Here is a 21,918-nt window from a genome sequence, read left to right as displayed (position 1 = left end):
TTATCAAAACCAAACTTATAAAACGATTTATAAAGTTTTATAGAAAACATTATTTTTAATAAGCTATTATTTACTTTCGTAGAAAACGTTTTTCTTCCGTAAATTTTCCCAACTTACTTCTAATTCTCTAAATACCATTTTTTTCAGATCCATCGTAGAAACAAGTATTGATCTTTTGCCAAGTTCCTCATTTTTTTCCACGACCAGAATTTGAACCGGAACTTTTTGATCCCAACGTATATCCAGTATAGTTAAGAACAAAAGCACACAAAAATAAAAGATAAAAAGTATCGTCTTAAGAAAACTTTCCAAGATTTTCTCCAAGCGCCTCGTATAAAGTCGGCGCAGATTTTAATTTCTTTCTTAAAATTGGTTCGAGCATTTGATTGCAAATTCTGTCTAAGTCCAAAATGTTTTCAACGGATATTTCTTTTTCTTTTAAGTCCCGAAACTTAAGTATTAAAAAAGTTTGAATCCATTGCACCCAGCCTAAATCGTTTTTATCTCCATGAAGACAATTTCCGCAGATCAATTCCAGTGGAGAAGTCTGTAAAGTGACAAATGTCATCTCTTTCAACTCAGCCCCGCAAGAGTGACATATAAGTTCCTTAGAAAGAAATCCTCCAGATACAAGAAGACGTAATTTAAAAAAAGGTAATATCAAAACGGAAACGCCGTTCTCTTCTAATTCTTCTAAGGCTCCAAATAATAAACGAAACTCTCCCGGATGTTCCGCTCCATCCGGTGTAAATGAAGACGCAAGTTCTACGAGATAAGATACGAGTACGGTTCCTAAATAACCGGACTTTGCGCGGTCAAATCGATTGATTAGAGAAATCTCTTTTACGTTATGTGTCTCTTTGTTTTTAGAATGATAATAATCCACGTCAGAGAGCGAACCCGGCTCCACAGAAGCGATTGGTCTAGTTTTACTTTTTCGAATTCCACGAACTCTAAAATTTTCTACAGAACCGGTCTCCGGAAGCAAACGAATCAGCGCATCTCCTTCCTGAATCGTTTTAGATTCTAATACAATTCCTCGGGTTTTTTTCAGAGCCCCTGGAGAATTTCCAGACATTCGTCTTCCTTCAATTTCATAATGTGTTCCTCTTTCTCTCCCCGTTCATGATCATAACCTAATAGATGTAAAAAACCGTGAACCAATAACCGATAAAACTCATCCTTTTCAGTATGACCAATTTCCTTTGCTTGTTTTTGAAGGGTATCGATTGAAATAACAATTTCGCCTAACGCAATCGGTGGAAGCGTCTTTTGATTAGAACTGACATTTTTCGGAAGTATCTTTTGTAAGGGGGAAAGATCAAACTCCAAAGGAAAGGAAAGTACATCCGTAGTTTTATCTTTTCCACGACGCAAACGATTGATTTCTTTCATATCTGAATCTCCAACGAGTAAAAGACTCAGCTCACATCCAGAATCACTCAGTTCTTTTCGAAAAAGAATCTTACAATTGATAATTACTTCTGATTCGTTCCACCAAGAAATTTCCCCATAGTCATTGGAGATAAAAACTAAATCAGAAATCAGTTTCTTCTTCCCGAAACGTTTTTAATCTGTTTATGTCCGTTCTCCATCGCATTCTTTTTTTCTAATGCTTTGGTGGCTTCCATACTAGGATATTTAGGTCTAGAATGCAGACTGGACAACAATACTTCTTTAAAAGAAGCCTTGACTACCTCCAAATCACCAAGAGTCAGCCCACATTCGTCTAACTGATTTTCAGCGAGTTTAATGCCTATAATTTTAGTAATCAGATTATCTAAAGATTCTGGAGTGATTTCATCCAAAGAACGAGAAGCGGCTTCAAGAGAATCCGCAATCATTACGATAGCGGTTTCTTTTCTCTGTGGCTTAGGCCCTGGGTATTGAAAATCCTGTTTTTTTAATTTCTTTTTTTGAGTCGGCGAAAGTTCGGACAAAGCTTTATGATAAAAAAACGCCATCGTGGAAGTTCCGTGATGCTCCGGAATAAAATCGATTACTTCTCTTGGAAGCCTTGCTTTCTTTGCCATCTCGATTCCGTCTAACACGTGATCGATGACAATCTTTGCCGCAAGCGCAGGATTGTTTTTATCTATGTTTTCCTTTTTGGGAATCAGATGTTGATTCTCTACAAAAAAACCTGCGTTTGGAATTTTACCTATATCATGAAAATACACTCCTACTCTCGTTAAAAGCCAATCCAAACCTAAATTTTGACAAGCACGTTCCGACAGAGCAGCTACCATAAACGTATGTGTGTATGTAGAAGGGGCTTTAGTAAGTAAATCCTGTAACAACGGATGTCCAGTATCTGCCAACTCCATCAATTTAAAACGAGTAGGAACATTGAATAAATATTCATAGATCGGAAGTAAAAACTGCGCGGCAGTAGAACAGGCAAAACCATTGATCAGGCAAAGAACATATAATTTGAATATATTCGATTCGACTAAATCCTTAATCAAAGAACCGCTTGGAATCGCCACCCAATAGTTACGAGAATCAAATAGATAACCGCTAGAAGCGATGATAATTTGAACCCCCGAAATATACAAACCTGCCTTGATAAAATCGATCCGCTTTTTTAGATTTCTACCGTAACTAGCGGACACAATACAAGAAACAAACCCCAACATAAACGAAGTAGGATTGTAGTGAGAAGCCATAAAAACAAAAAAGGAAAGATAAAATCCAATAGCAATCGAAAGTTGTTCATCGTAAATAAAACTGATGATCAGACAAACCATTCCAACAGGAACAAACAGAGCAAAATAAAAAATAGAATCATATTTAGTTTCGAAATTAAAAAAGATCTTAGAAGCAACCGTACAACTCAGTACCAAAACCCAGATCAGAGAAAAAACGATCACGTTACTCGAAACGTCGTTCAAACGTTTTGGGTTGTATTTTTTAAGAAAAATATAGATGATAACTACAAATACAGTCTGAATAAGTAAAATCGAAACGATCGAAGCAAAATTCGCTCGTGTTGCGTAAGTATTCACAATCTGCAATTTTTTGAATATTTCAGGAGTGATAATTTCTCCCGATTTAACGATCACTTCTCCGGCCAAAATCCGTGAATTGATTGGCTCAGCCCTGTCTGCGGCAAATTGTTTGACAGAAAGTGTTTCGTCCGGGTTATAAGAACAAGAAGGATTAGAATAGATATAACTTAAGGAAATTTTTTGAATGATCGGAAGGATTTCCGAGTCCATACGAGAAAGTTTTTCCTGAGCCATACGATTGAGTATATTGACGGTCTCCGAGTCTCTATATAAAAATGACCTAGGAACAATATAAGCACCTTCTAAATTAGAAATTTGCTCTTTGATTCCTTGATTGCGCACTCTCGCGCCCGAAGTTTTTAAAGCAGCGTAATCCGGAGGTAAATCTCGCAATATACAAAAAGAAGAAAATACTAAATTAGAATATTGTTGAATAACATCCTTGAGTTTTCCTTTGCCTGGAATTTTATATAAAAGCTCGATCTCTTCTTTGGAACGATTTTTCCATCTAGGAATAATTCCCAAAAGTTCAGAGTAAACCTTACCTTCGGCACTCGGCTTGAAGGAACGGAAATTCTCCATATCCTCTTGAATGGAATTATTGATCTGACCTTGCAAAACCCCATAGTCTCGATCAAATACGAAAGGAGCCGATTGATAAGCGGAAAGTTTTTTGGCCTTGGTTTTATCCTCGTCTTCGTAGACAATTTCTTTTGCAGAAACGATCTTTTCAGGTGCAGTTTTACCTTCCGAATACAATCCATCCGGAGAAAGATCCATTTTATCTTGACCAAAAAATGGAATGGCGAGCATCCAAGTTACTGTTAAAAGAGTAATAAGAACTAAAACGACTTGAAATCTTCGTACAAACCAAATCGAACGGACCCTAGTCAGGGTATCCGTAATCCAAGCCATAGCAGACTCTACCTGTTCTCCCGGACTGGACATACGATCACAACTCCTCAAATTTACGAACGATTACTTCCACAAGAGGATGTCTGGTAATGTCTTCTTTGCCAAAAAAGACCATTCCAATTTGATCCGTGTTTTTAAATAAAGTCACCACTTTTTCCAGCCCAGAACGTCCATGATCCAAATCAATCTGAGTAGAATCACCGGAAATACACATCCTAGAATTTCTTCCTAAACGAGTCATAATCATTTTAAGTTGAGCCAGAGTACAATTTTGAGCCTCGTCCAAAATGATAAACGCATTGGAAAGAGTTCGGCCTCTCATAAATGCAACAGGAGCAATTTCTATTTTAGTTAAAGAAATATACTCTTGGGTTTTTTCTGCTCCGATACATTCTCCCAAAGCGTCATAAACCGGACGTAAATAGGGGTCTACTTTTTGGTTCAGATCCCCAGGTAAAAAACCTAAATTTTCACCCGCCTCAACTGCGGGTCTAGTTAGAATGATCTTATCGATAGTGCCGCTCTGTAAAAAACGGCAAGCGGTTGCAACAGAAAGAAACGTTTTTCCAGTACCCGCAGGACCCAACGCAAACGTGATCAAATTTTCCTGAAAGGATCTGAAATAAATTTCCTGATTTCTAGTTCTAGGAAAAATATGTTTCCCTCGATATGTAGTAAGAATTTTATCGCTCGGTTTCTAAGGAGTAATTCTTTCGGGTTCAGTTTCCCTGGCCTTCTTTTTTCGAAGCTCCTTACCTGCATCTTTTAGAATATAAGCAAAATCGAATGAATCGATAAAATCCCGATCGGGACGTTCTATGTAATTGGCTTCTAGTTTTTTAAAAAAATCGAATGCAAATTCTACTTTTGCAGATTCACCCTCGATCTGAAATCCGTTACCTCTTGGGATAATATCCAACTCGAGCTGTTTTTCGAGAATTTTGACTCCTTCGTCGTTGATACCACAGACCTTACGATACAGATCCTGATTCTCGAAATTGAACTGTTCTTTGCGCGTAGAAATAAGCTTATACCTTTACGAGTTTGATCTTCAATTCCTGAAGTTGTTTTTCCTCAACTGGAGAAGGACATTCACTCATCAGACAAAGACCCTTTTGGGTTTTAGGAAAAGAGATCACGTCTCGAATCGATTTTCCTTTGGTGAGAAGCATGAGCATACGATCGATACCAAACGCCAAACCTCCGTGAGGTGGAGCACCGTATTCTAAAGCTTCGAGTAAAAATCCAAACTTTTCCTTGGCTTCTTCTCCATTAATTCCCAAAACCTGAAACACTTGATTTTGAATCTCTCTAGAATGAATCCGAATCGAACCACCTCCGATTTCTACTCCGTTCATTACAAGATCGTATGCTTTTGCAGTGGTATTCCCTGCGTTTTTTTGTAAGGTTTCCATAGATTCAAAAAATGGAATACTCTCATCCGAGGGAGAAGTAAAAGGGTGATGGAGCGCGTCCCAACGTTTATGATCCTTGTTCCATTCGAACATAGGAAAGTCCACGATCCATGTAATGTTGATTTCATTTTCTTTGGGAGTTTCAAAACGTTCTGAAAGTTTTAATCGAAGAGCGCCTAACGAATGATTGACGATCTCTCTTTCATCTGCCCCGAAAAAAAGCATATCTCCTTCTTTAGAACCACATAACTTGGAGATCGCCTCTAATTCTTCTTTTTTAAAACGTTTTGTAATAGTGGATTCCAAACCTTCGGTTCCGTGTTTCATATATGCAAGGCCTTTGGCTTTGTAATCTCTGTTTAACCATGCGGTATAATCTTCGATTTCTTTTCTAGAAATGATAGATCCGCCTGGAACACAAACAACCTTAACGGTTCCACCGTTTTTTACCGCGCCCGAAAAAACGTTAAAGTCGCAGTCTTTTACGATTTCGGAAACGTCCACGAGTTTCATACCAAAACGAAGATCTGGTTTATCGGAACCGTATTCTTCCATCGCGGTTTTATAAGTCATTCTCGGAAATGGAATGTTCAACTGAATATTAAAAACTTCTTTATAAATCGTTTCAACAAGCCCTTCAATTTCGGAAAGAATTTCCTCCTGACTAACAAACGAAAATTCCATATCTAACTGGGTAAACTCAGGCTGTCTGTCTGCTCGTAAGTCCTCGTCTCTAAAACACTTTACGATCTGGAAATAACGTTCCATTCCCCCGACCATCAAAATTTGTTTGAAGATCTGAGGAGACTGAGGAAGAGCGTAAAATTGATTTGGGTTGAGTCTAGAAGGAACCAGAAAATCCCTCGCACCTTCCGGAGTGGACTTGTTTAAGATAGGAGTTTCAATTTCTACAAACTTACGTTTGTTGAGATAATTACGAATTGCGAATATAAATTCATGTCTTTTGATCATCCGGTTTTTAAGTTCTTCTCTTCTAAAATCCAGATAACGGTATTTTAACTTTAGTTCTTCGGAAACTTCGTCAAACTCATCTAAAGAAAACGGAGGAGTTTTAGCAACATTCAAAATCTCTAATTGATCCAGAACAACTTCGATGGTTCCGGTTTGCATTTTAGAGTTGATAGATTCTAATTCTCTTTTTTTGAGAGTTCCACTGACCGCCAAAACGTATTCGGAACGAACCTTTTCCGCAAGAGAAAAAGAATCTCCCAAAAGTTCCTTACGGGCCACAACTTGAATGATACCTGTTCTATCTCTAAGATCGATAAAGATCACACCACCTTGATCTCTAAAACGAAAAGACCAGCCGTAGAGAACGATCTTTTTACCTTCTTGAGATTCGTTTAATTCTCCAGCCCAAGAACGATTTTTATAATTTTCCTGAATCCAATGTTTCAATGATTTCCGTTTCCTATCACAAACTTATAAAATTAATCTATATTATCAAATCTGCTAAGCTCTGGCCTAAAAGCAAGATGAAAAGAACCGATAGGACCGGAACGATTTTTAGCGATGATGATTTCGGCCTTACCTCGCATCTCCGGACTGATTTCGTCCTCCCCTTTTACTTTTTCTTCTCGATAGATAAAAGAAACGATATCCGCGTCTTGTTCAATTGCACCTGACTCCCGTAAGTCGGAAAGTTGAGGTTTTTGATCCTTGGATCTTTGTTCCACCGCACGAGACATCTGAGAAAGAGCAATGATAGGGCATCTGGCTTCTTTTGCCATTTGTTTTAAAGAACGAGAAATGGAAGCTACTTCTTGTTGGCGACCACCGTCTTTATTTTTAGGATCACTCATAAGTTGTAGATAATCCACTACAATCAGACCTATCTTTTCGGTGGTCAAAAGTTTACGAACTCTACCTTTAAAATCGTCAATCGTCAAACCACCAGAATCGTCTATGTAGATCGGAGCCGAAGTAACACGAACAATAGATTCTAAAAGTTTAGGAGCATCGGCGCGAGTAAGTTCCGATTTTTTGAGCTTCATCGATTCTACTTGGGAATCGGCGCAGACCATTTTAAGAAGAAGTTCGATCCGACTCATCTCTAATGAAAATATGACCACAGGTTGATTGTACACCAAAGCAACGTTAGACGCTATGTTTAAGGCAAATGTAGTCTTACCATTACCGGGACGAGCAGCCAGAATCATAAGCTCGTGCTCTTTTAGACCGGAAGTGGCCTCATCTAACTTAGTGAAATTGGTGCGAAGACCGGTGATCTGTCCCCGATTTTTCATGATTTCCATGATGTAATCGGAAAGAGCCGCCTTATCTGAAGAAACGGGTAAAAGACCCTTGGCGTCTATGTTTCTAGAAACTTCAGTTAGATTTTTTTCAACCGTATTAAAAACGGATTCGTTGTCTCCAGGTTCTTTGCGGATTAACTCCAAAGATTCCTGAAGAATCTTGGCATACATTCTTCTTTCAGAAAAACGTTTGATCCTAACCGCATAATAAGCAAGTGGTTGAGTAACTACAGTATCTCTGTAAAGAGAATAGATATAATTGAATTCTTTTTCTTCATCTTTAAGAAGAGAATTCTCTTTGAGAAAATTTAAAACGGAAACAGGATCGATAGTGATCCGTTTATCTACAAGATCTCCGATTGCTCGATAAACTCTTCTATGTAGATCCACATAAAAGTCTTCTGGAACAATCGGAATGTCGATTAAATTGTCTGCTCCTTTAAGAAGCAGGAATCCTAAAAAGGCTCTTTCGGATTCCGGTTCATATAAGGAGTCGGACTGCATGGTCCCTTAAATAAAAATCACTCTTCTTCTTTTTTAACGTGTAGAGTAATCGTAGGTTGAATTCCTTCTGCAAGACGGATCTTGATTTTATAAGAACCTAGATTACGGATTGGCTCAGCGATTTCGATTTTTCTTTTATCCAATTCAAAACCGCTCTTTTTCAGAACAGAAGCTACGTCGATCGGAGTTACGGCTCCGAACAATTTTTCTCCTCCACCGGTTTTTACTAGAATCTCGTACTCTTTACCACTCAAATTCCCGGCCACGTCTTCCATCGATTTTTTACGTTTCTCTCTTTTGAGTTCACCTAACTTCTTTTGGTGAAGAGCCGCCTTTGTATTTCCTTCATTAGCACGAACCGCAAGTCTTTTTGGAAAAAGGAAATTTCTAGCATAACCGTCTGCAACTTCCTTTAGATCTCCGGCGTCTCCTAAATTGATAACGTCTTTTTGTAAGATCACTTTCATGTTCGTACCTCAGTTTACCTTGTAAGGTAAAAGACCGATACTTCTCGCTTTGCGAATTTCTCGTGCAAGAACCCTTTGATAACGAGCGCTGGTCCCGGTAATTCTTCTAGGAATGATTTTACCACGATTGGTGATAAACCTTTCCAAAAGTTCGATATTCTTATAATTGATTTGTTTTGCAAGTTCTGGATCTGCAGTAAAACGGCAGACTTTTTTCTTGTATTTGTTTTGTTTTCTCTGCGGCTTACCTTCCATTTCTGCGGAAATGTCGCCTTGTTCCGATCTTTCGGAACGTTCTTCTTTAATTTCGTTCTCGCTCATAAATTACCTCATTAAAACGGTATGTCGTCGTCACCACCATCTGCGGCGTTATAGTATTCCGGAGAGGATGGATAAGAATTTCCTCCAGATACTGGAGGAGAAGAGGAAACAGAAGATCCGCTCGAAGAATCGTCTTTAGAACCTAGGAGTTGAAAATTCTCCACAACTATTCGAATTCGAGACGCTTTTTTGCCTTCTGGAGTTTCCCATGTATCTTGTTTCAATCTTCCTTCAATAGCAATCTGCTTTCCTTTTTTGCAGTATTGTTGAATGATATCAGCCGGTTTTCCCCAGACTTCACAATCGAAAAAGTGAGACTCTTCCCTTTTTTCTCCGTTAGACACATAGGTTCTACCATTTGCTAAAGAGAAGTTTACCAAAGAGGTTCCGTTGATCGATTTGAATTCAGGGTCGCGCGTAAAACGCCCGACCAGAGTCACTCTGTTAATATCATTAGCCATGAAGGCGAACGACCATAGAACGAAGAATGTTTTGATTGATTAAAAATTCCTTTTCCACTTTTTCAATGGCGTTTGGATCTGCGCTACATTTATAGTGGTGGAAGATTCCTTGCTCTTCATGTTGAATCGAATGCCAGAGTTTTCTTTGGCCCCAATCTTCTTCAGCTGTGACACTCACGGAATGTTTTTTCAAAGTTTCCTGAATTTCAGACTTTGCAACTTCCCGAGAGCTCACACGTGTAATCGTGGTGAGTTCGTAGTTTCTCAAAAGTTTCTCCTATGGGTTTAATAGCTCGTCTGCAGTTTGCGACGAGCAGAAGATTTTAGCCTATTTTTTGTGTTTAGAGACCGGGGTCAAGGTAGAATTTGTCGGAAGATCTAGAAAGGCTCGATCTCCTTCTACTCTGAGTTTTGTTCCCAATTCAGCAGAAAGAACTGCAATTTCATGTAAGAACTCCCGAGCTTCTGAACCCGTTACAGGTCGGATCTTATGATCTTCTTTTTGGAATTTTCCGAAAATTGGAACCAGTTCAACACGTTCCAATCGATTACGACGGATATGCAAAAGTGCAATTAGATTGTGATTTAGATAAGAATTTCTACTTCCAAAAATCAAATTCCCTAAAGAATATAAGATCACTCCTTCTTTATATACTTCCACACCTTGTGGAATATGAGGATGATGACCAATTACTATTTTTACACCGGAGTCGATCAGGGCCCTTGCTATTTTTCTTTGATCCGAAGTAGGAAACGGAGAATATTCCACACCCCAATGTAAAGAAACAATACGAATCGAAGTGGGATAATTTTTAGGAAGAATAGTTTTTTCTAAAAACGTAGCTTTCAACGAAGGAAATAAAAAAGGAGCCACACCAGATCTTGTAGAAGTAGCGTAGTGAGCTTGTTCAGCGATTGCGGTCACGGAATGAATTCGTAGGTCTGAACCTTTTAAATTTAGATTTAAAGGTTCCAAAACTTCAGGAAGTTTTTTTCCCGCGCCTACAAATAGAATATTATTTTTATTTAATATATCTAAAGTCTCGTTCATTCCTTGCTGCCCATGATCAAAGGAATGATTGTTTCCTAAAAATACCATATCCACTCCCAAATATTTGAGAGAGTTTAAATCTTTTTCGTGGGCTGTAAATATATAAGCCTTTTTAGATTCTTCCGTTTTAGAAGCAACTACAGGAGTTTCTAAATTGATCATCCTAAAATCTGCTTCGTTAAAAAGTGATCTAAGGCCTTCTACTGGCGCAATTTCTCCGTGTTTACGAATTGTATCTCGGATACCCCAATTGAACATAACATCTCCTCCGGCAAGTAGCTTGAGAAGTTCCGGGTCCTGATTGTGGTCTGGATGTAAAACGGAATCAATCTTGTCTTGAAGTATCCCAAAAGTAGATGAGGAATCGACCTGAGAATTTTCGGTACTAGACTCCTTTAAAAATCCAGGAAGACAGGATAAAAAGAAAAAGATAAAAATTGGTCCTAAAGAACGTTTAGAAACTTTTTTTGTTATCATAACTTAAACTGTAGAATTCAAAAACGAACATACTTTCATTGAAAACCTTCTGTTTTACACATTCGTATATTCTTGTATTAGAAATTCAATTTCCTACCTTTCTATTTTGAACTTTACCACCTAGACAATCCCATAAACTTTTTCTAAAAATTAGAACGTAGGACTCCTTCAAAAAAACCATAAACTTTGGTTTAAACTCAATTTGCGAACATTGATACATTTTTGTAAAACTGACAGTTCATTTTGATGAACCAGAGTAGTAAAATTTTAAAACACTGAGAGTAAACAATCAATCTTGTGCGAGATCTGTAAAATGAATTTTTATCTCTAAGAACGAGCATAAGAACCCCAATTTTACGCAGGAATTCGTTATTAATTAGAATCGTTGAAAAATAATTCCCTATCTTTGTCTGTTTTATTGAAATGGATGGTTGAAATAGTCTTGTTAATCCACTATGAAATATTTCAACAACTCTATTTTTAAAAATCATTTTTAAACACTGGTTCTTTTTGAAATTTATTCTAAAAGATCTTTATTAATTCAAATAATAGAATATACTAAAATATAAAATTAAGCGGCAATCAATTCTAAATGTTCTTTTCCACGATCAACTGAGTCGTAAGGAATTTTAGAATCGAAAGTAGCAAACTTGACTTTATGATGAACACTTAGAGCCAATAGATAAATGTCCGTAATCTGTTTAGAACTAACAGAAACTATATTGAGATAAAATAAAGAAGAATTGATAGAAATATTATCCGGAATAAAGCGATGCCCGTTTACTTTTAAAAGAGAATGTAAAATGGCAGAAACAACCTCAACTCCACCGGGGCTTCCCGGATAAGAGGAGTGACTCATAATTCGAACCAAAGCATTCTGAGTAATCGGACAAGTAGCCCAACCGTTCCTTGCCTTTCGATCAAACCATTTCCAGGCTTTTTCATGAAAAACATGATTGGAGTCACATAAAGAAATCAAAACATTTACATCTAAAAGATATTTCATTTTAACCTTCTTCCTCCTTGATTGTATTGATAACTTCGTTGGTTACCTTAACACCTTTCTTTTTAGAAAGAACGGGCCATCCATAAGAGTTCGTGACAAATTTAGATGCAGTCTCTTCTTTTTTAATAGCCTCTTCTACTTTTAAATTGTGTTCTAAAGCTTCGATCACAAAAGCACGCATGGAAATTCCTCTTTCGGCGGCTTTTATTTTCGCTTTTTTATACAGTAAATCCGGTATTTCCAGTGTAGTTTTCACATTTTTACAGTCCCATAAATATGGGAGATTGCAAGAAAAAAAAAGTTATAAAACTTTTTTGAGAGTTTTTAAGATTCGTTTTCAAAATTTAAAGTGAATTTTAATAAAATAAATTTCTTAATTTTATAATAATCGCCAAACAGAGATTTCATGCATAAATTTGACGTAGAAATGATTTTTTTGGAATTTTATAAAAGCTCTATTCAAAATCTTTAAAGTAGTTATATTCCGAAAATACTTTATCTTTGTTTAAAATGCCGATTTCAATCGTTTTAGGATAACTTAACTTCTATCATAAATTCTCATATCTAAACAACTCATATGCAAATTTAAGGTCCCGGTAATTTCTATATAATAGAGTTGTTATGAATTTGAAGACGATCTCTATTTTAGAAATCGAATTTTAAATATCTTATCAGAGTTATTGAAAAATTTTATAATTCAAATCAACAAAACTGCTTTAATCTACCGTTTCCATGAAACAGAAATTGATAGAGAATTAATTTTCCAACAACTTTATTTTATAGCTTTGGTTATAAAAAATAAAGGTATAAGAATTTTATGATTCTACTCAAGAGTTAGAGAATAGAGTGCCTCGAACTTTTATCGCAAATACTCATTTAAATATAAAATATTGCGAGTTCGTCTAAAAAAACTATCTAGCCTGACGTTATAGTTTCATAAACATGTGGAAACTCATACAATTTTTAAGTCAATAAACGTTTTGAGATATTTAATTTGCGGGAACTACCACAATTACATTTTACAGATAAATTTTGAAAATGTGGGAACTCATACCAAAAGTATAATCACAAAGAATACTAAATCATACAATACGACGGGCTCTGTAGGTACAACCATATTTCATTACTACTCGAACATATGAAAATAATATTACCATGAACTATTTCAAAAATTGGAATATACAAACTTCTTTAAAAACGGCCAACAATTCCAGATTAGACGCAACTTTTGAGGACTTCCATATTTTTGTAAAATGAACGTTTCGAGTATCATTTTCATGCGTCCGAGTCAGTCGAGTAGTAAGATTTAATTAACAACTTGTCTTAAAACCACAAATAATTTTTTAGAAATTTTTAATAAGATGCAGTATTCCTACAAATTAAATCTCAATGGAGAACCTTCGAGCAGTTCTCACATTGGACGGTTTTTGGGCGAGCTTTTAATTCATTCTAAGATTTTTAGATAGGTTTTTAAAAGAAAATTATAAAAATATAAAGTATCCAACCAAGACCAAAATCAATCCCAAAATTCCAATCGGTAAACCAACCTGAATCATATCTTTAATTTCAAATCCTCCAACAGAGTATGCGATCGCATTTGGAGGAGTACTTACGGGAAGAGACATTGCCAAAGAAGCAGAAAGTGCAATTCCTAAACACACTTCTAAAAGATACACGTTCGATCCGGGAAGAAGAATCGCGGAAAGTGGAAACGCAAACGGAACCAGAAGATTTGTAGCCGCAGTATTGGACATAAATGTACTTAATAAAAGAGCTAAAACACAAAGTAAAAACAACACGCTTGCTGAATATTCTGGTTTTATAATAGGTTTTAAAAATTCAGAAAACCAAAATTCCATTCCACTCTGTTGAAAACCCACTCCAATTCCAATTCCACCTGCTATCAAAAGTAAAACGGACCAATCTAACGAGTTGATATCTTTCTCATTTAAAATTCCGAACACTGGAAATAAAATTAAAGGAAGAAGCGCGATCACTCCCGCTGGAATTCCGTGTAAATTTTCTGTAAACCAAAGAAGAACCGTTCCCAAAAAAATCGCTGAAGTTATTTTGAATGAAAAAGATTTCGTTCCTCCTTCAGGCTCTTGAAACTCCACTACTAATTCAAAAAAATCTTTTTGCGGAAACAACTTCATAAGAAGCAACCAAGCAAATAAAATTAATACGACCACAACTGGAATCGCAAAAAACATCCAAGTCCCAAAAGAAACGACAATACCTTGTTGTTTTAAAATTCCCATCGCTATTATATTGGGAGGAGACCCAATTGGAGTTCCTACTCCTCCTATATTCGCCGCAAACGGAATTCCCAGTATCAAAGCTTTTCGAAAAGGTTCTTTTTCAGGCAACAATTGCAGCATAGGAAAAGAAAGAGCTATCATCATTGAAGTGGTCGCCGTATTGCTCATCCACATCGATATAAATCCGGTAGTGAACATAAAGCCTAAAAGCACTTGATGACTTCTAACTCCGAATCTACGAATGATTCTATTAGCAAGAAAACGATCCAAACCTGTTTTTACACAAGCTTTTGCTAATACAAATCCTCCTAAAAATAATACGATAGAAGAATCTGCCAAAGAAGAAAGAAAAATTGCAGCAGACGGGTTTTTATTTATAGGAAACTTAAAATAGGAAACACCGATAGGATTTGCAAAGAAAATAATTTCTAAAAAAATTACGAGAATCGAAGTGGCGTATCCAGGGATAGGTTCAAGAACCCAAAACACAGCAGCCAAAACAAAAATACAATTCATAATGGCGACATTTATAGGAAGCCTAAATCGAACCTGAATAAAAAATAGAATTCCGATAGAAAGTAAAGTCAAAACTATCGAAATTAGATTACGGTTCATTTAGATATATTAAATATAAAAAGTATAATTTTATAATATTTTAAATTAATTTCCAACCGAATTTCATAAAAAAACGGATTGCAGAAATGATAAAAAGTCTTACGTGCAAAAAACCTTTTTTAGACGAATTTCCACCCTTATGATAAATTTGAATCTTCGGAAAGTAATCCTTTCGTTTCAAACGCATAGAAAGATCAAAATCTTCAAAATACAAAAAGAATCTCTCGTCAAATCCTCCGATTTGTTTTAAAGATTTCGTTCTTGCAAAAATAAAACAACCACTGATCAGAGATACATTTTCTTGAGTTTGATTCCAATCCTTTTCCTTTAGGTCGTATTGATCTAAATACTTTCGAAATACTTTTTTTAAAATACTCGGCGCAAAAGATCTCAAAAATAATACAAAGACGGTGGGATAAGATTTTACTAAAAATTGTATATTCCGTTTTCCATCAGAATCACCCTCCCAATCCCAAACCGAAGGAACTACCGCGTCGCAATCTGGATGTTCTTCCAAATAACGAACACATAAATCCAATGTTTCCGGAATCATTTTAATATCCGGGTTGAGAACCAAATGGAATTCCATATTTGATTTTAAAATAGAACGGTTGTTGGCTACTCCATATCCAGGGTTTTCAGGAAAATGAAAATATTGAAATTTGATTCGATCTTTAAAGGAAAACTTTTTTTCTAAATCATTAATTATATTTTTTACTTCTTCTCCAAATTGTGGAGTATTATCTAATACTTCGATTTTATATAAAATTGATTTTGAAACATTAGAAATTTGATATGTAATTGAGTTCAAAAGAGACAAAAGTAATTCTTTAAAAATCGATACATTCGGTTTATATAATACGATTGAAATGGTAACTCCAAATTCCAAAATTTAATCCTCAAGTAAACTTTATCAGTTCAATATTTTCGAGTTGTGGGAAGGGAACTATTTAACAATTTGCGGATTTTACAGTTGAATTTAGAAATGTAGGAACTCACGCTTTTAGAAAATTCTTTCTCATTTTCTTACGACGAACTCGCGTCATTTTATTTTCAATTCTCAAAAATTCACAAATACGTATTTGAACCTAGATTTAATCTAAGTTGTGGAAAAAGTTTTACCGACAAGATGTTTATAAAAAGAAGATTCTCTCCCGGTAATCCCATCGCGAATTCCGCAAAGAATATGAAGATACGTCTGATATTTAGAATTAGAAAAAATAGGTAAGATCAAAAATCGAAAAATTGTCTTTAGAATTACTTCCAATTTAAATCGAAATGGAATATGTGACATTTTACAAATATACACTCCATTTCTAAAAAGAAAATACCACCTAAAAGGCGAATGAATTGCAACTTTAAAAACTCCGAATATACGTTTAGAATCGTTTCCTATTGAATGTTTCATTTTTACATCGGAAACAATTTTATGAACGTAACCTTTATTATTGGCGCGAAAACACCACTCGTAATCCAAATAGTCTATAAAAAAATCCTGATATAACAAACCTACTTCTTTTAAAACTTCTAATGAATAAAAACTTCCAGAAGTTATTAGAAACTCTGCATTCAAAATTCCAATTTCGTTTTTTAAAACTCGATAAATATTACGATTTTTAATTGTATCAAATATATTAGGGCCATAAGAAGCAACCTTCTCGTTTGGAAGTTTTTGATTCTCATATTCCTTAATTTTTTGAAGAAATACTCGAATAGCTGAAGTTTCCAAAAAGCTATCTTGATCAAACAACCAAACGTGCGTATATAAATTCAACCGGGCGTATTCAATTCCTCTGTTGAGAGCAAATCCCAAGCCCAAATTTAATTCGTTTTCTATAAGAAAATTCTGTTTTTCAATTTTAGAACGGATTGCAGACACGTTATTAGATCGGTTATCTACAATCAAAACTGGAATTGAGTTCGAATTTAGATTTTGTACATTTTTGTAAGTTAAATTTATATCAGGATTAAAAGTAACAATGACAGCTAACGGGGAAAATTTTTCTGACATATCTCTATTTTTTACGAAAAGGGGTAGCCCATCCTCTGCTCATCCACATTAAAATTTCGTCAGACTGATAATTTTGAACATTACGAATCTCTAATCTTTTACGAATGATTCCAGGTAACATCCTTAAAAAACCAAAAGGTACTCCTAATATTTTAGGACTCGTAAAAACTGCATGAAAACAAATACTTACTCCAAAAAAAAGTATATGATGAAATATATAACGTAAAATATAAGATAGCGGCATATTTTTCCAATAAACGACTAACGCATTTCTAAGACCATAATAAAGTGAAAAAGCACTCTTTTCTTCGGTAGATCCAAATCCGTGATGATAAACTTTAATGTTCGGACTAAAAAGTATTCGTTCTCCCGTAAGTCTGGCACGAAAACTTAAATCCACGTCTTCCATATAACAAAAAAAATCCGAATCAAATCCGCCTAGTCTTTCATATACTTCCGTTCGAATTGCCATCGCACCACCACATGCGGAGAAAATTTCAGATTCTCTCAAATACTCTTCAGAAAGAACTCTTTTATAACCCCTTCTCCATGCGGCCCCAGAAACGTGGTAAATATCTCCGGCCCCGTCTATTAACTCTTTTTCCTCTTGATTGTCTTTAAGCATTAAAAAGGAAATGATAGAATATTCCTTTCCTTTAGATTCAAGCGTCTTCTCGCATTCAGAGAAGAAATTGTCGCTCAGACGAGAATCTGGGTTGATCAGTAAGGTCCAATCTGACTTAGGCGCTACTTTGATCGCTTCGTTGTTTCCACCTGCAAAACCTAAATTTTTAGAGCTAAAGTGGATCAATCTTCTATCTTTTTTAGAAAGCAGTTTGAGTTGTTCTTGTGTGCCGTCTTTGGAATCATTGTCCCAAATTATCCAAGTCCAATTGAAAGGCAACTCCATGGTTTGGTCTAATGCAGAGATATATTTTCTAGAATTGTATGTAATTGTTATAATATTATAATATTTCATTTATTAGAATGAAGCCGTTTTTCAAACTCTCTGTTTAAACCTAGAGCTATATGACAAAATACCCGATTCAACAGTTTATACTTCAACTTAAGAAAATAGCGCGATCAACAAATTGAAGAACAAAAAATTTTCCTAAATTCAATTTATTATAGAACACGATTGTCGAACGACCCTGAAAACTTTTTGCATTGAGTTTAAGAAACGAGACTCTGAACTTGAAAGAGTTTTTTACTAAAACTAAAGAGGATTGTTGTAGAATGTTTCTTATATACAATTTATTGACCAGAACGAAGAGCCCGGTCGACTACCTATGATAAACTAGATTCGCCTGATTTTTTTTACATTAAATACAAATTATATAGAGCAAAATGATTTTTAAGCGCTGCTAAAATTATACACTGTTGCAAAGGAGAATATTAAGATTATATCAAATACCCTAAATTCAAAAAGTAAATACTTGTTATACGATCAAACAAGAATCAAAAAATGATATACTGATAGTAAAATTAAGAAGCAATTAGTTTAAAATGTATAGTCCCTATGAAATTTAGTAAATCTTTTCGTGAATTACTTTTACAAGATATTCTCCATAACCTGTTTTTTTAAGAGGAACTATCAATTTTTCTAATTGAGATCGATCTATAAAACCTTTTCTAAAGGCAATTTCTTCCGGACAAGCAACTTTAAGTCCCTGTCTTTTTTCAATCGTTTCTATAAATACAGACGCCTCTAAAAGTGATTCGTGAGTTCCAGTATCTAACCAAGCGTATCCTCGTCCCATCACTTGAACGTTTAAAATTCCTCTTTCTAAATAAATCTTATTTACGTCCGTAATTTCCAATTCCCCTCTTGCAGAAGGTTTAATAGACTTGGCTATATTCACAACTTCTTCATCATAAAAATATAATCCAGTGACTGCGTAATTGGATTTCGGTTTGGTAGGTTTTTCTTCGATCGAAACCGCACGTCTTTCGGAATCAAACTCCACTACTCCATACCTTTCCGGATCATGAACCGGATACGCGAACACTGTAGAACCGTTTGTCCTTTTAGAAGCGTTTTCTAAAAGAATAGCAAGATTATGACCAAAATAGATATTATCTCCAAGAATCAATACAGACGGATGTCCGTTGACGAATTTTTCTCCAATCCAGTATGCTTGCGCCAATCCTCCTGGTTCAGGCTGAATCGCATACTCTATGGAAATTCCCCATTGTTTTCCATCTCCTAACAGTTCTTTATACATAGGAGTTGCTTGAGGTGTAGAAATTAAAAGTATTTCTTTAATACCCGCTAGCATAAGCGTTGTTAGTGGGTAATAAATCATCGGTTTATCGTAAACTGGTAAAAGTTGTTTGGAAACTACGTATGTGACCGGATAAAGTCTTGTTCCGGAACCACCTGCGAGTATAATACCTTTTCTAGATTTCATCTAACGTTTCTCATACTGATTTTGATAATATTTTTTATATTGACCCGAAAGGATTTCCTTCCACCAAAGTTCGTTGTCTAAATACCAACGAACAGTTTCTTTCAGAGCTAATTCGAATGCGAATTTAGGTTTCCATCCCAATTCTTTTTCAATTTTAGAAGGATCGATTGCGTAACGAAAATCGTGTCCCGGTCTGTCCTTTACATATTGAATCAATTTAGAATGTGGGGCCCCCGAAGGATGTAACTCGTCCATGATAGAACAAATAGAACTCACTATGTCTATATTCTTTTTTTCATTTCTAGTTCCTATGTTATAGGTTTCACCTGGCAAACCTTGAAACAAAACAAGTCGTAGAGCCTCGCAGTGATCTTTAACATATAACCAATCCCTAATATTCTTTCCGTCTCCGTAAACTGGGAGAGGTTTTCCTTGTAGACAATTTAAAATGATCAAAGGAATTAACTTTTCTGGAAAATGATAAGGCCCGTAGTTATTGGAACAATTTGTAGTCACTACCGGCATGTGATAAGTATGATGATAAGATCTTACGATATGATCTGACCCGGCTTTAGAGGCCGAATAAGGTGAGTTAGGTGCATAAGGAGTTTCCTCTGTGAAATATCCGGTATCACCTAATGTTCCAAATACTTCGTCCGTGGATACGTGAAGGAATTTTTTTCCTTCATAAGATTCCTTCCATTGTAATCTAGCAGCATCCAAAAGATAAAAAGTACCAAGCACATTTGTTTTAATGAATTCTTCCGGACCCAAAATAGAACGATCTACGTGGCTTTCCGCCGCAAAATGTGCTACGAAATCAAAGTTATGTTTCTGAAAAATTGAAGATACATCTTCTTTATTGGCTATATCTGCCTTTACAAAAATAAATCTTGGATCTTTTTTCCAAGATTCTAAACTTTTTAAATTTCCAGCATAAGTCAGTTTATCAAATACGACTACCTGATATTCTTTGGTTTCGTTTAAAATGAGATTCACAAAATTGGAACCTATAAACCCAGCTCCGCCAGTGACTAAAATTTTTTTCATACTTTTTTTCCGAAAATTTCTGCAAGTTCTCTTAAACAAAGGGTTAAATCTTCCCTCCAATTTGGAACACTGCCGAAAATTTTTCGAGTTTCATCTAAATCTAAAATTGAATATCTAGGCCTAGGGGCAGGTGTAGGATAAGCTTCCGTAGGAATTGGAAAAATAGGTTTTGAATTCTCTATTAGAGAAAAAGAATATGAAAGATCTCGAACCGCGAGCGCAAAATCGTACCAACTAGCAACCCCTGAATTAGAAAAATGCATAACCTTAGGATAAGATTCTCCCTTTAGAATTCCAGAAATTAATAATATTACAAAATCCGCAAGTCGACCCGCCCAAGTAGGCCTGCCTAATTGATCCTCGATCACTTTTAATTCTGTACGATTGGGATCTTGTAAAAGTTTTAAAATTGTTTTTGGAAAATTATTTCCATGCGACGAATATACCCAGCTTGTTCGAATTATATTTGCTTGTTTAGAATTCGCAAATGTATCTTGAATCCACTTCTCTCCTTCTGCTTTAGACAATCCATAAATTCCTTTTGGAGAAAGTGTAGAATCCGGTTTCCAAAAACGAATCGTATCTCCGATCGTTTTCGAATTTGCATCGAATACAAAATCAGTGGATATATAAATCAGATGAATTTTTCTTTTTAGACATTCTTCCGAAATTTTTTTTACAGATAAGGAATTGATCTTGTAAACGTTCTCCGAGTCGGACTCCGCCTTATCCACTGCAGTATAGGCTCCACAATGAATTAAAATTTTCGGAGAATCTTTTAAAATTTTTTCTATAGAATCAAAATTAGTAAGATCCCATTCTTCTCTACTAAATCCTATAGATTCCAAATTCGAAAATTTAAATCTTTTGGCCAACTCCCAACCCAACTGACCATTTTTTCCAGTATAATAAATCATATTCTAATATACGAATGGACTTTTAAAGTCTGCAAGAAAAGGAGTTACTTGATCCCTTTGAGACACTATAAATTCAGAATCAGACAACCAAGTCTTCCAAGGAATGCCTAACGCAGGATCATTCCAACGAATCCCTACCTCATTTTGAGGATTGTATTCCTGAGTCACCTTATATAAAAAATCCGTTTTATCTTCTAAAGTTAAAAATCCGTGAGCAAATCCAGGAGGAACCCAAAATATATTTTTATTTTCCTCAGACAATTCCACGGAAAGCCATTTTCCATAATTAGGAGAACCTACCCTAACGTCCACTACCACATCCATCACCCTACCTCTTACTACTCGGACTAACTTTCCTTGTTCGTAAGGAGGAACTTGCAAATGCATTCCCCTCAATACTCCTCGAGAGGATCTAGAATGATTATCTTGAATAAAATGAGCAGGTATATTTTCTTTTTCGAAGATAGATGTTTTAAAGGTCTCCAAAAAAAAGCCTCTTTCATCTCCAAAAACCTTGGGTTCGATTAAAACTGGACCTTCTATCGGAAATTTTTTAAATTGCATAATACTTTAACTTATTTCAATTAACAGAGCTGTTTAAAAATTAAATTTTCTTAATAAAAAAAATTATTATTTAAAGTTTTATTATTTTTAAGATTATTTTTTGAAATAAAAAATTCAATAGAACTGTTGAAAAATTAATTCTCTATCAGTTTTCCGTTTTATAGAAACGATTGATTGAAGAAATT

General features: G+C 35.5%; 21 protein-coding genes and 1 pseudogene. All 22 read right to left on the bottom strand.

The window, feature by feature from the left end:
- Nucleotides 1–66: 66 nt before the first annotated feature.
- On the bottom strand, nt 67–312 hold the full coding sequence (locus LEP1GSC059_RS18590) for a hypothetical protein (RefSeq protein WP_002178517.1): 246 nt from the start codon (nt 310–312) through the stop codon (nt 67–69).
- Complete coding sequence (gene recO, locus LEP1GSC059_RS18585; protein ID WP_002178870.1) at nt 296–1,078, bottom strand: DNA repair protein RecO; 783 nt, start codon at nt 1,076–1,078, stop codon at nt 296–298. Before recO ends, LEP1GSC059_RS18590 begins: the two co-directional genes overlap by 17 nt.
- A complete protein-coding gene (gene ybeY, locus LEP1GSC059_RS18580; RefSeq protein ID WP_085976773.1) occupies nt 1,051–1,476 on the bottom strand; it encodes an rRNA maturation RNase YbeY in 426 nt (141 codons plus the stop codon). The genes recO and ybeY overlap by 28 nt, the downstream gene beginning before the upstream one ends.
- Nucleotides 1,477–1,544: 68 nt before the next feature.
- Nucleotides 1,545–3,959, bottom strand: coding sequence for an HD family phosphohydrolase (locus LEP1GSC059_RS18575; protein WP_017214763.1), 2,415 nt, complete (start codon nt 3,957–3,959; stop codon nt 1,545–1,547).
- A 4-nt stretch (nt 3,960–3,963) separates the two neighbouring features.
- Nucleotides 3,964–4,845 (bottom strand): annotated as a pseudogene (locus tag LEP1GSC059_RS18570) (PhoH family protein).
- A gap of 109 nt (nt 4,846–4,954) precedes the next feature.
- The gene (aspS, locus tag LEP1GSC059_RS18565) at nt 4,955–6,760 is read right to left on the bottom strand and encodes an aspartate--tRNA ligase (protein ID WP_017214761.1); all 1,806 of its coding nucleotides are present in this window, start codon (nt 6,758–6,760) and stop codon (nt 4,955–4,957) included.
- Nucleotides 6,761–6,792: 32 nt separating this feature from the next.
- Nucleotides 6,793–8,121: a replicative DNA helicase gene (gene dnaB, locus LEP1GSC059_RS18560; protein ID WP_002178824.1), complete on the bottom strand. Its 1,329-nt coding sequence runs from the start codon at nt 8,119–8,121 to the stop codon at nt 6,793–6,795.
- Between the two features lie 17 nt (nt 8,122–8,138).
- Nucleotides 8,139–8,588, bottom strand: a complete 450-nt coding sequence (gene rplI, locus LEP1GSC059_RS18555; RefSeq protein ID WP_002178506.1) for a 50S ribosomal protein L9 — start codon at nt 8,586–8,588, stop codon at nt 8,139–8,141.
- A 9-nt stretch (nt 8,589–8,597) separates the two neighbouring features.
- A complete protein-coding gene (rpsR, locus tag LEP1GSC059_RS18550) occupies nt 8,598–8,909 on the bottom strand; it encodes a 30S ribosomal protein S18 (RefSeq protein ID WP_002178577.1) in 312 nt (103 codons plus the stop codon).
- Between the two features lie 11 nt (nt 8,910–8,920).
- The gene (gene ssb / locus LEP1GSC059_RS18545) at nt 8,921–9,370 is read right to left on the bottom strand and encodes a single-stranded DNA-binding protein (RefSeq protein WP_002178655.1); all 450 of its coding nucleotides are present in this window, start codon (nt 9,368–9,370) and stop codon (nt 8,921–8,923) included.
- Complete coding sequence (gene rpsF, locus LEP1GSC059_RS18540; RefSeq protein WP_002178481.1) at nt 9,363–9,638, bottom strand: 30S ribosomal protein S6; 276 nt, start codon at nt 9,636–9,638, stop codon at nt 9,363–9,365. The genes ssb and rpsF overlap by 8 nt, the downstream gene beginning before the upstream one ends.
- Nucleotides 9,639–9,698: 60 nt before the next feature.
- Nucleotides 9,699–10,898: a CapA family protein gene (locus LEP1GSC059_RS18535; RefSeq protein WP_002178575.1), complete on the bottom strand. Its 1,200-nt coding sequence runs from the start codon at nt 10,896–10,898 to the stop codon at nt 9,699–9,701.
- A 571-nt stretch (nt 10,899–11,469) separates the two neighbouring features.
- Nucleotides 11,470–11,904, bottom strand: a complete 435-nt coding sequence (locus LEP1GSC059_RS18530) for a TA system VapC family ribonuclease toxin (protein WP_017214759.1) — start codon at nt 11,902–11,904, stop codon at nt 11,470–11,472.
- Nucleotide 11,905: 1 nt separating this feature from the next.
- On the bottom strand, nt 11,906–12,160 hold the full coding sequence (locus tag LEP1GSC059_RS18525) for a type II toxin-antitoxin system HicB family antitoxin (protein WP_020981174.1): 255 nt from the start codon (nt 12,158–12,160) through the stop codon (nt 11,906–11,908).
- A 1,225-nt stretch (nt 12,161–13,385) separates the two neighbouring features.
- The gene (locus LEP1GSC059_RS18520) at nt 13,386–14,780 is read right to left on the bottom strand and encodes a DASS family sodium-coupled anion symporter (protein WP_017214758.1); all 1,395 of its coding nucleotides are present in this window, start codon (nt 14,778–14,780) and stop codon (nt 13,386–13,388) included.
- Nucleotides 14,781–14,820: 40 nt separating this feature from the next.
- Nucleotides 14,821–15,669 (bottom strand): glycosyltransferase, encoded by an 849-nt coding sequence (locus tag LEP1GSC059_RS18515; RefSeq protein WP_002178900.1) that lies wholly within the window; start codon nt 15,667–15,669, stop codon nt 14,821–14,823.
- A gap of 210 nt (nt 15,670–15,879) precedes the next feature.
- Nucleotides 15,880–16,791: a glycosyltransferase family 2 protein gene (locus tag LEP1GSC059_RS18510; protein ID WP_017214757.1), complete on the bottom strand. Its 912-nt coding sequence runs from the start codon at nt 16,789–16,791 to the stop codon at nt 15,880–15,882.
- 4 nt (nt 16,792–16,795) lie between these two features.
- Nucleotides 16,796–17,770, bottom strand: coding sequence for a glycosyltransferase family 2 protein (locus LEP1GSC059_RS18505; protein WP_020981253.1), 975 nt, complete (start codon nt 17,768–17,770; stop codon nt 16,796–16,798).
- Nucleotides 17,771–18,317: 547 nt separating this feature from the next.
- Nucleotides 18,318–19,202, bottom strand: a complete 885-nt coding sequence (rfbA, locus tag LEP1GSC059_RS18500) for a glucose-1-phosphate thymidylyltransferase RfbA (protein WP_002178630.1) — start codon at nt 19,200–19,202, stop codon at nt 18,318–18,320.
- On the bottom strand, nt 19,203–20,252 hold the full coding sequence (gene rfbB / locus LEP1GSC059_RS18495) for a dTDP-glucose 4,6-dehydratase (protein WP_017214755.1): 1,050 nt from the start codon (nt 20,250–20,252) through the stop codon (nt 19,203–19,205). It lies immediately after the preceding gene.
- A complete protein-coding gene (gene rfbD / locus LEP1GSC059_RS18490; RefSeq protein WP_017214754.1) occupies nt 20,249–21,169 on the bottom strand; it encodes a dTDP-4-dehydrorhamnose reductase in 921 nt (306 codons plus the stop codon). The genes rfbB and rfbD overlap by 4 nt, the downstream gene beginning before the upstream one ends.
- Nucleotides 21,170–21,172: 3 nt before the next feature.
- On the bottom strand, nt 21,173–21,733 hold the full coding sequence (gene rfbC, locus LEP1GSC059_RS18485) for a dTDP-4-dehydrorhamnose 3,5-epimerase (protein WP_002178814.1): 561 nt from the start codon (nt 21,731–21,733) through the stop codon (nt 21,173–21,175).
- Between the last annotated feature and the right edge of the window lie 185 nt (nt 21,734–21,918).

The organism is Leptospira noguchii serovar Panama str. CZ214 (assembly GCF_000306255.2).
GTDB classification, from domain to species: Bacteria; Spirochaetota; Leptospiria; order Leptospirales; family Leptospiraceae; genus Leptospira; species Leptospira noguchii.
This window is presented reverse-complemented; position numbering and strand designations above follow the sequence as displayed.

Bases quoted from the DNA above. Each gene is read 5' to 3' on its own strand.
- LEP1GSC059_RS18510 (WP_017214757.1), bottom strand. From the start codon at position 16,791: ATGTCAGAAAAATTTTCCCCGTTAGCTGTCATTGTTACTTTTAATCCT.
- rpsR (WP_002178577.1), bottom strand. From the start codon at position 8,909: ATGAGCGAGAACGAAATTAAAGAAGAACGTTCCGAAAGATCGGAACAA.
- rplI (WP_002178506.1), bottom strand. From the start codon at position 8,588: ATGAAAGTGATCTTACAAAAAGACGTTATCAATTTAGGAGACGCCGGA.
- rfbA (WP_002178630.1), bottom strand. From the start codon at position 19,202: ATGAAATCTAGAAAAGGTATTATACTCGCAGGTGGTTCCGGAACAAGA.
- rfbD (WP_017214754.1), bottom strand. From the start codon at position 21,169: ATGATTTATTATACTGGAAAAAATGGTCAGTTGGGTTGGGAGTTGGCC.
- dnaB (WP_002178824.1), bottom strand. From the start codon at position 8,121: ATGCAGTCCGACTCCTTATATGAACCGGAATCCGAAAGAGCCTTTTTA.
- LEP1GSC059_RS18575 (WP_017214763.1), bottom strand. From the start codon at position 3,959: ATGTCCAGTCCGGGAGAACAGGTAGAGTCTGCTATGGCTTGGATTACG.
- recO (WP_002178870.1), bottom strand. From the start codon at position 1,078: ATGTCTGGAAATTCTCCAGGGGCTCTGAAAAAAACCCGAGGAATTGTA.
- LEP1GSC059_RS18530 (WP_017214759.1), bottom strand. From the start codon at position 11,904: ATGAAATATCTTTTAGATGTAAATGTTTTGATTTCTTTATGTGACTCC.
- ssb (WP_002178655.1), bottom strand. From the start codon at position 9,370: ATGGCTAATGATATTAACAGAGTGACTCTGGTCGGGCGTTTTACGCGC.
- LEP1GSC059_RS18505 (WP_020981253.1), bottom strand. From the start codon at position 17,770: ATGAAATATTATAATATTATAACAATTACATACAATTCTAGAAAATAT.
- LEP1GSC059_RS18535 (WP_002178575.1), bottom strand. From the start codon at position 10,898: ATGATAACAAAAAAAGTTTCTAAACGTTCTTTAGGACCAATTTTTATC.
- LEP1GSC059_RS18520 (WP_017214758.1), bottom strand. From the start codon at position 14,780: ATGAACCGTAATCTAATTTCGATAGTTTTGACTTTACTTTCTATCGGA.
- rfbC (WP_002178814.1), bottom strand. From the start codon at position 21,733: ATGCAATTTAAAAAATTTCCGATAGAAGGTCCAGTTTTAATCGAACCC.
- rfbB (WP_017214755.1), bottom strand. From the start codon at position 20,252: ATGAAAAAAATTTTAGTCACTGGCGGAGCTGGGTTTATAGGTTCCAAT.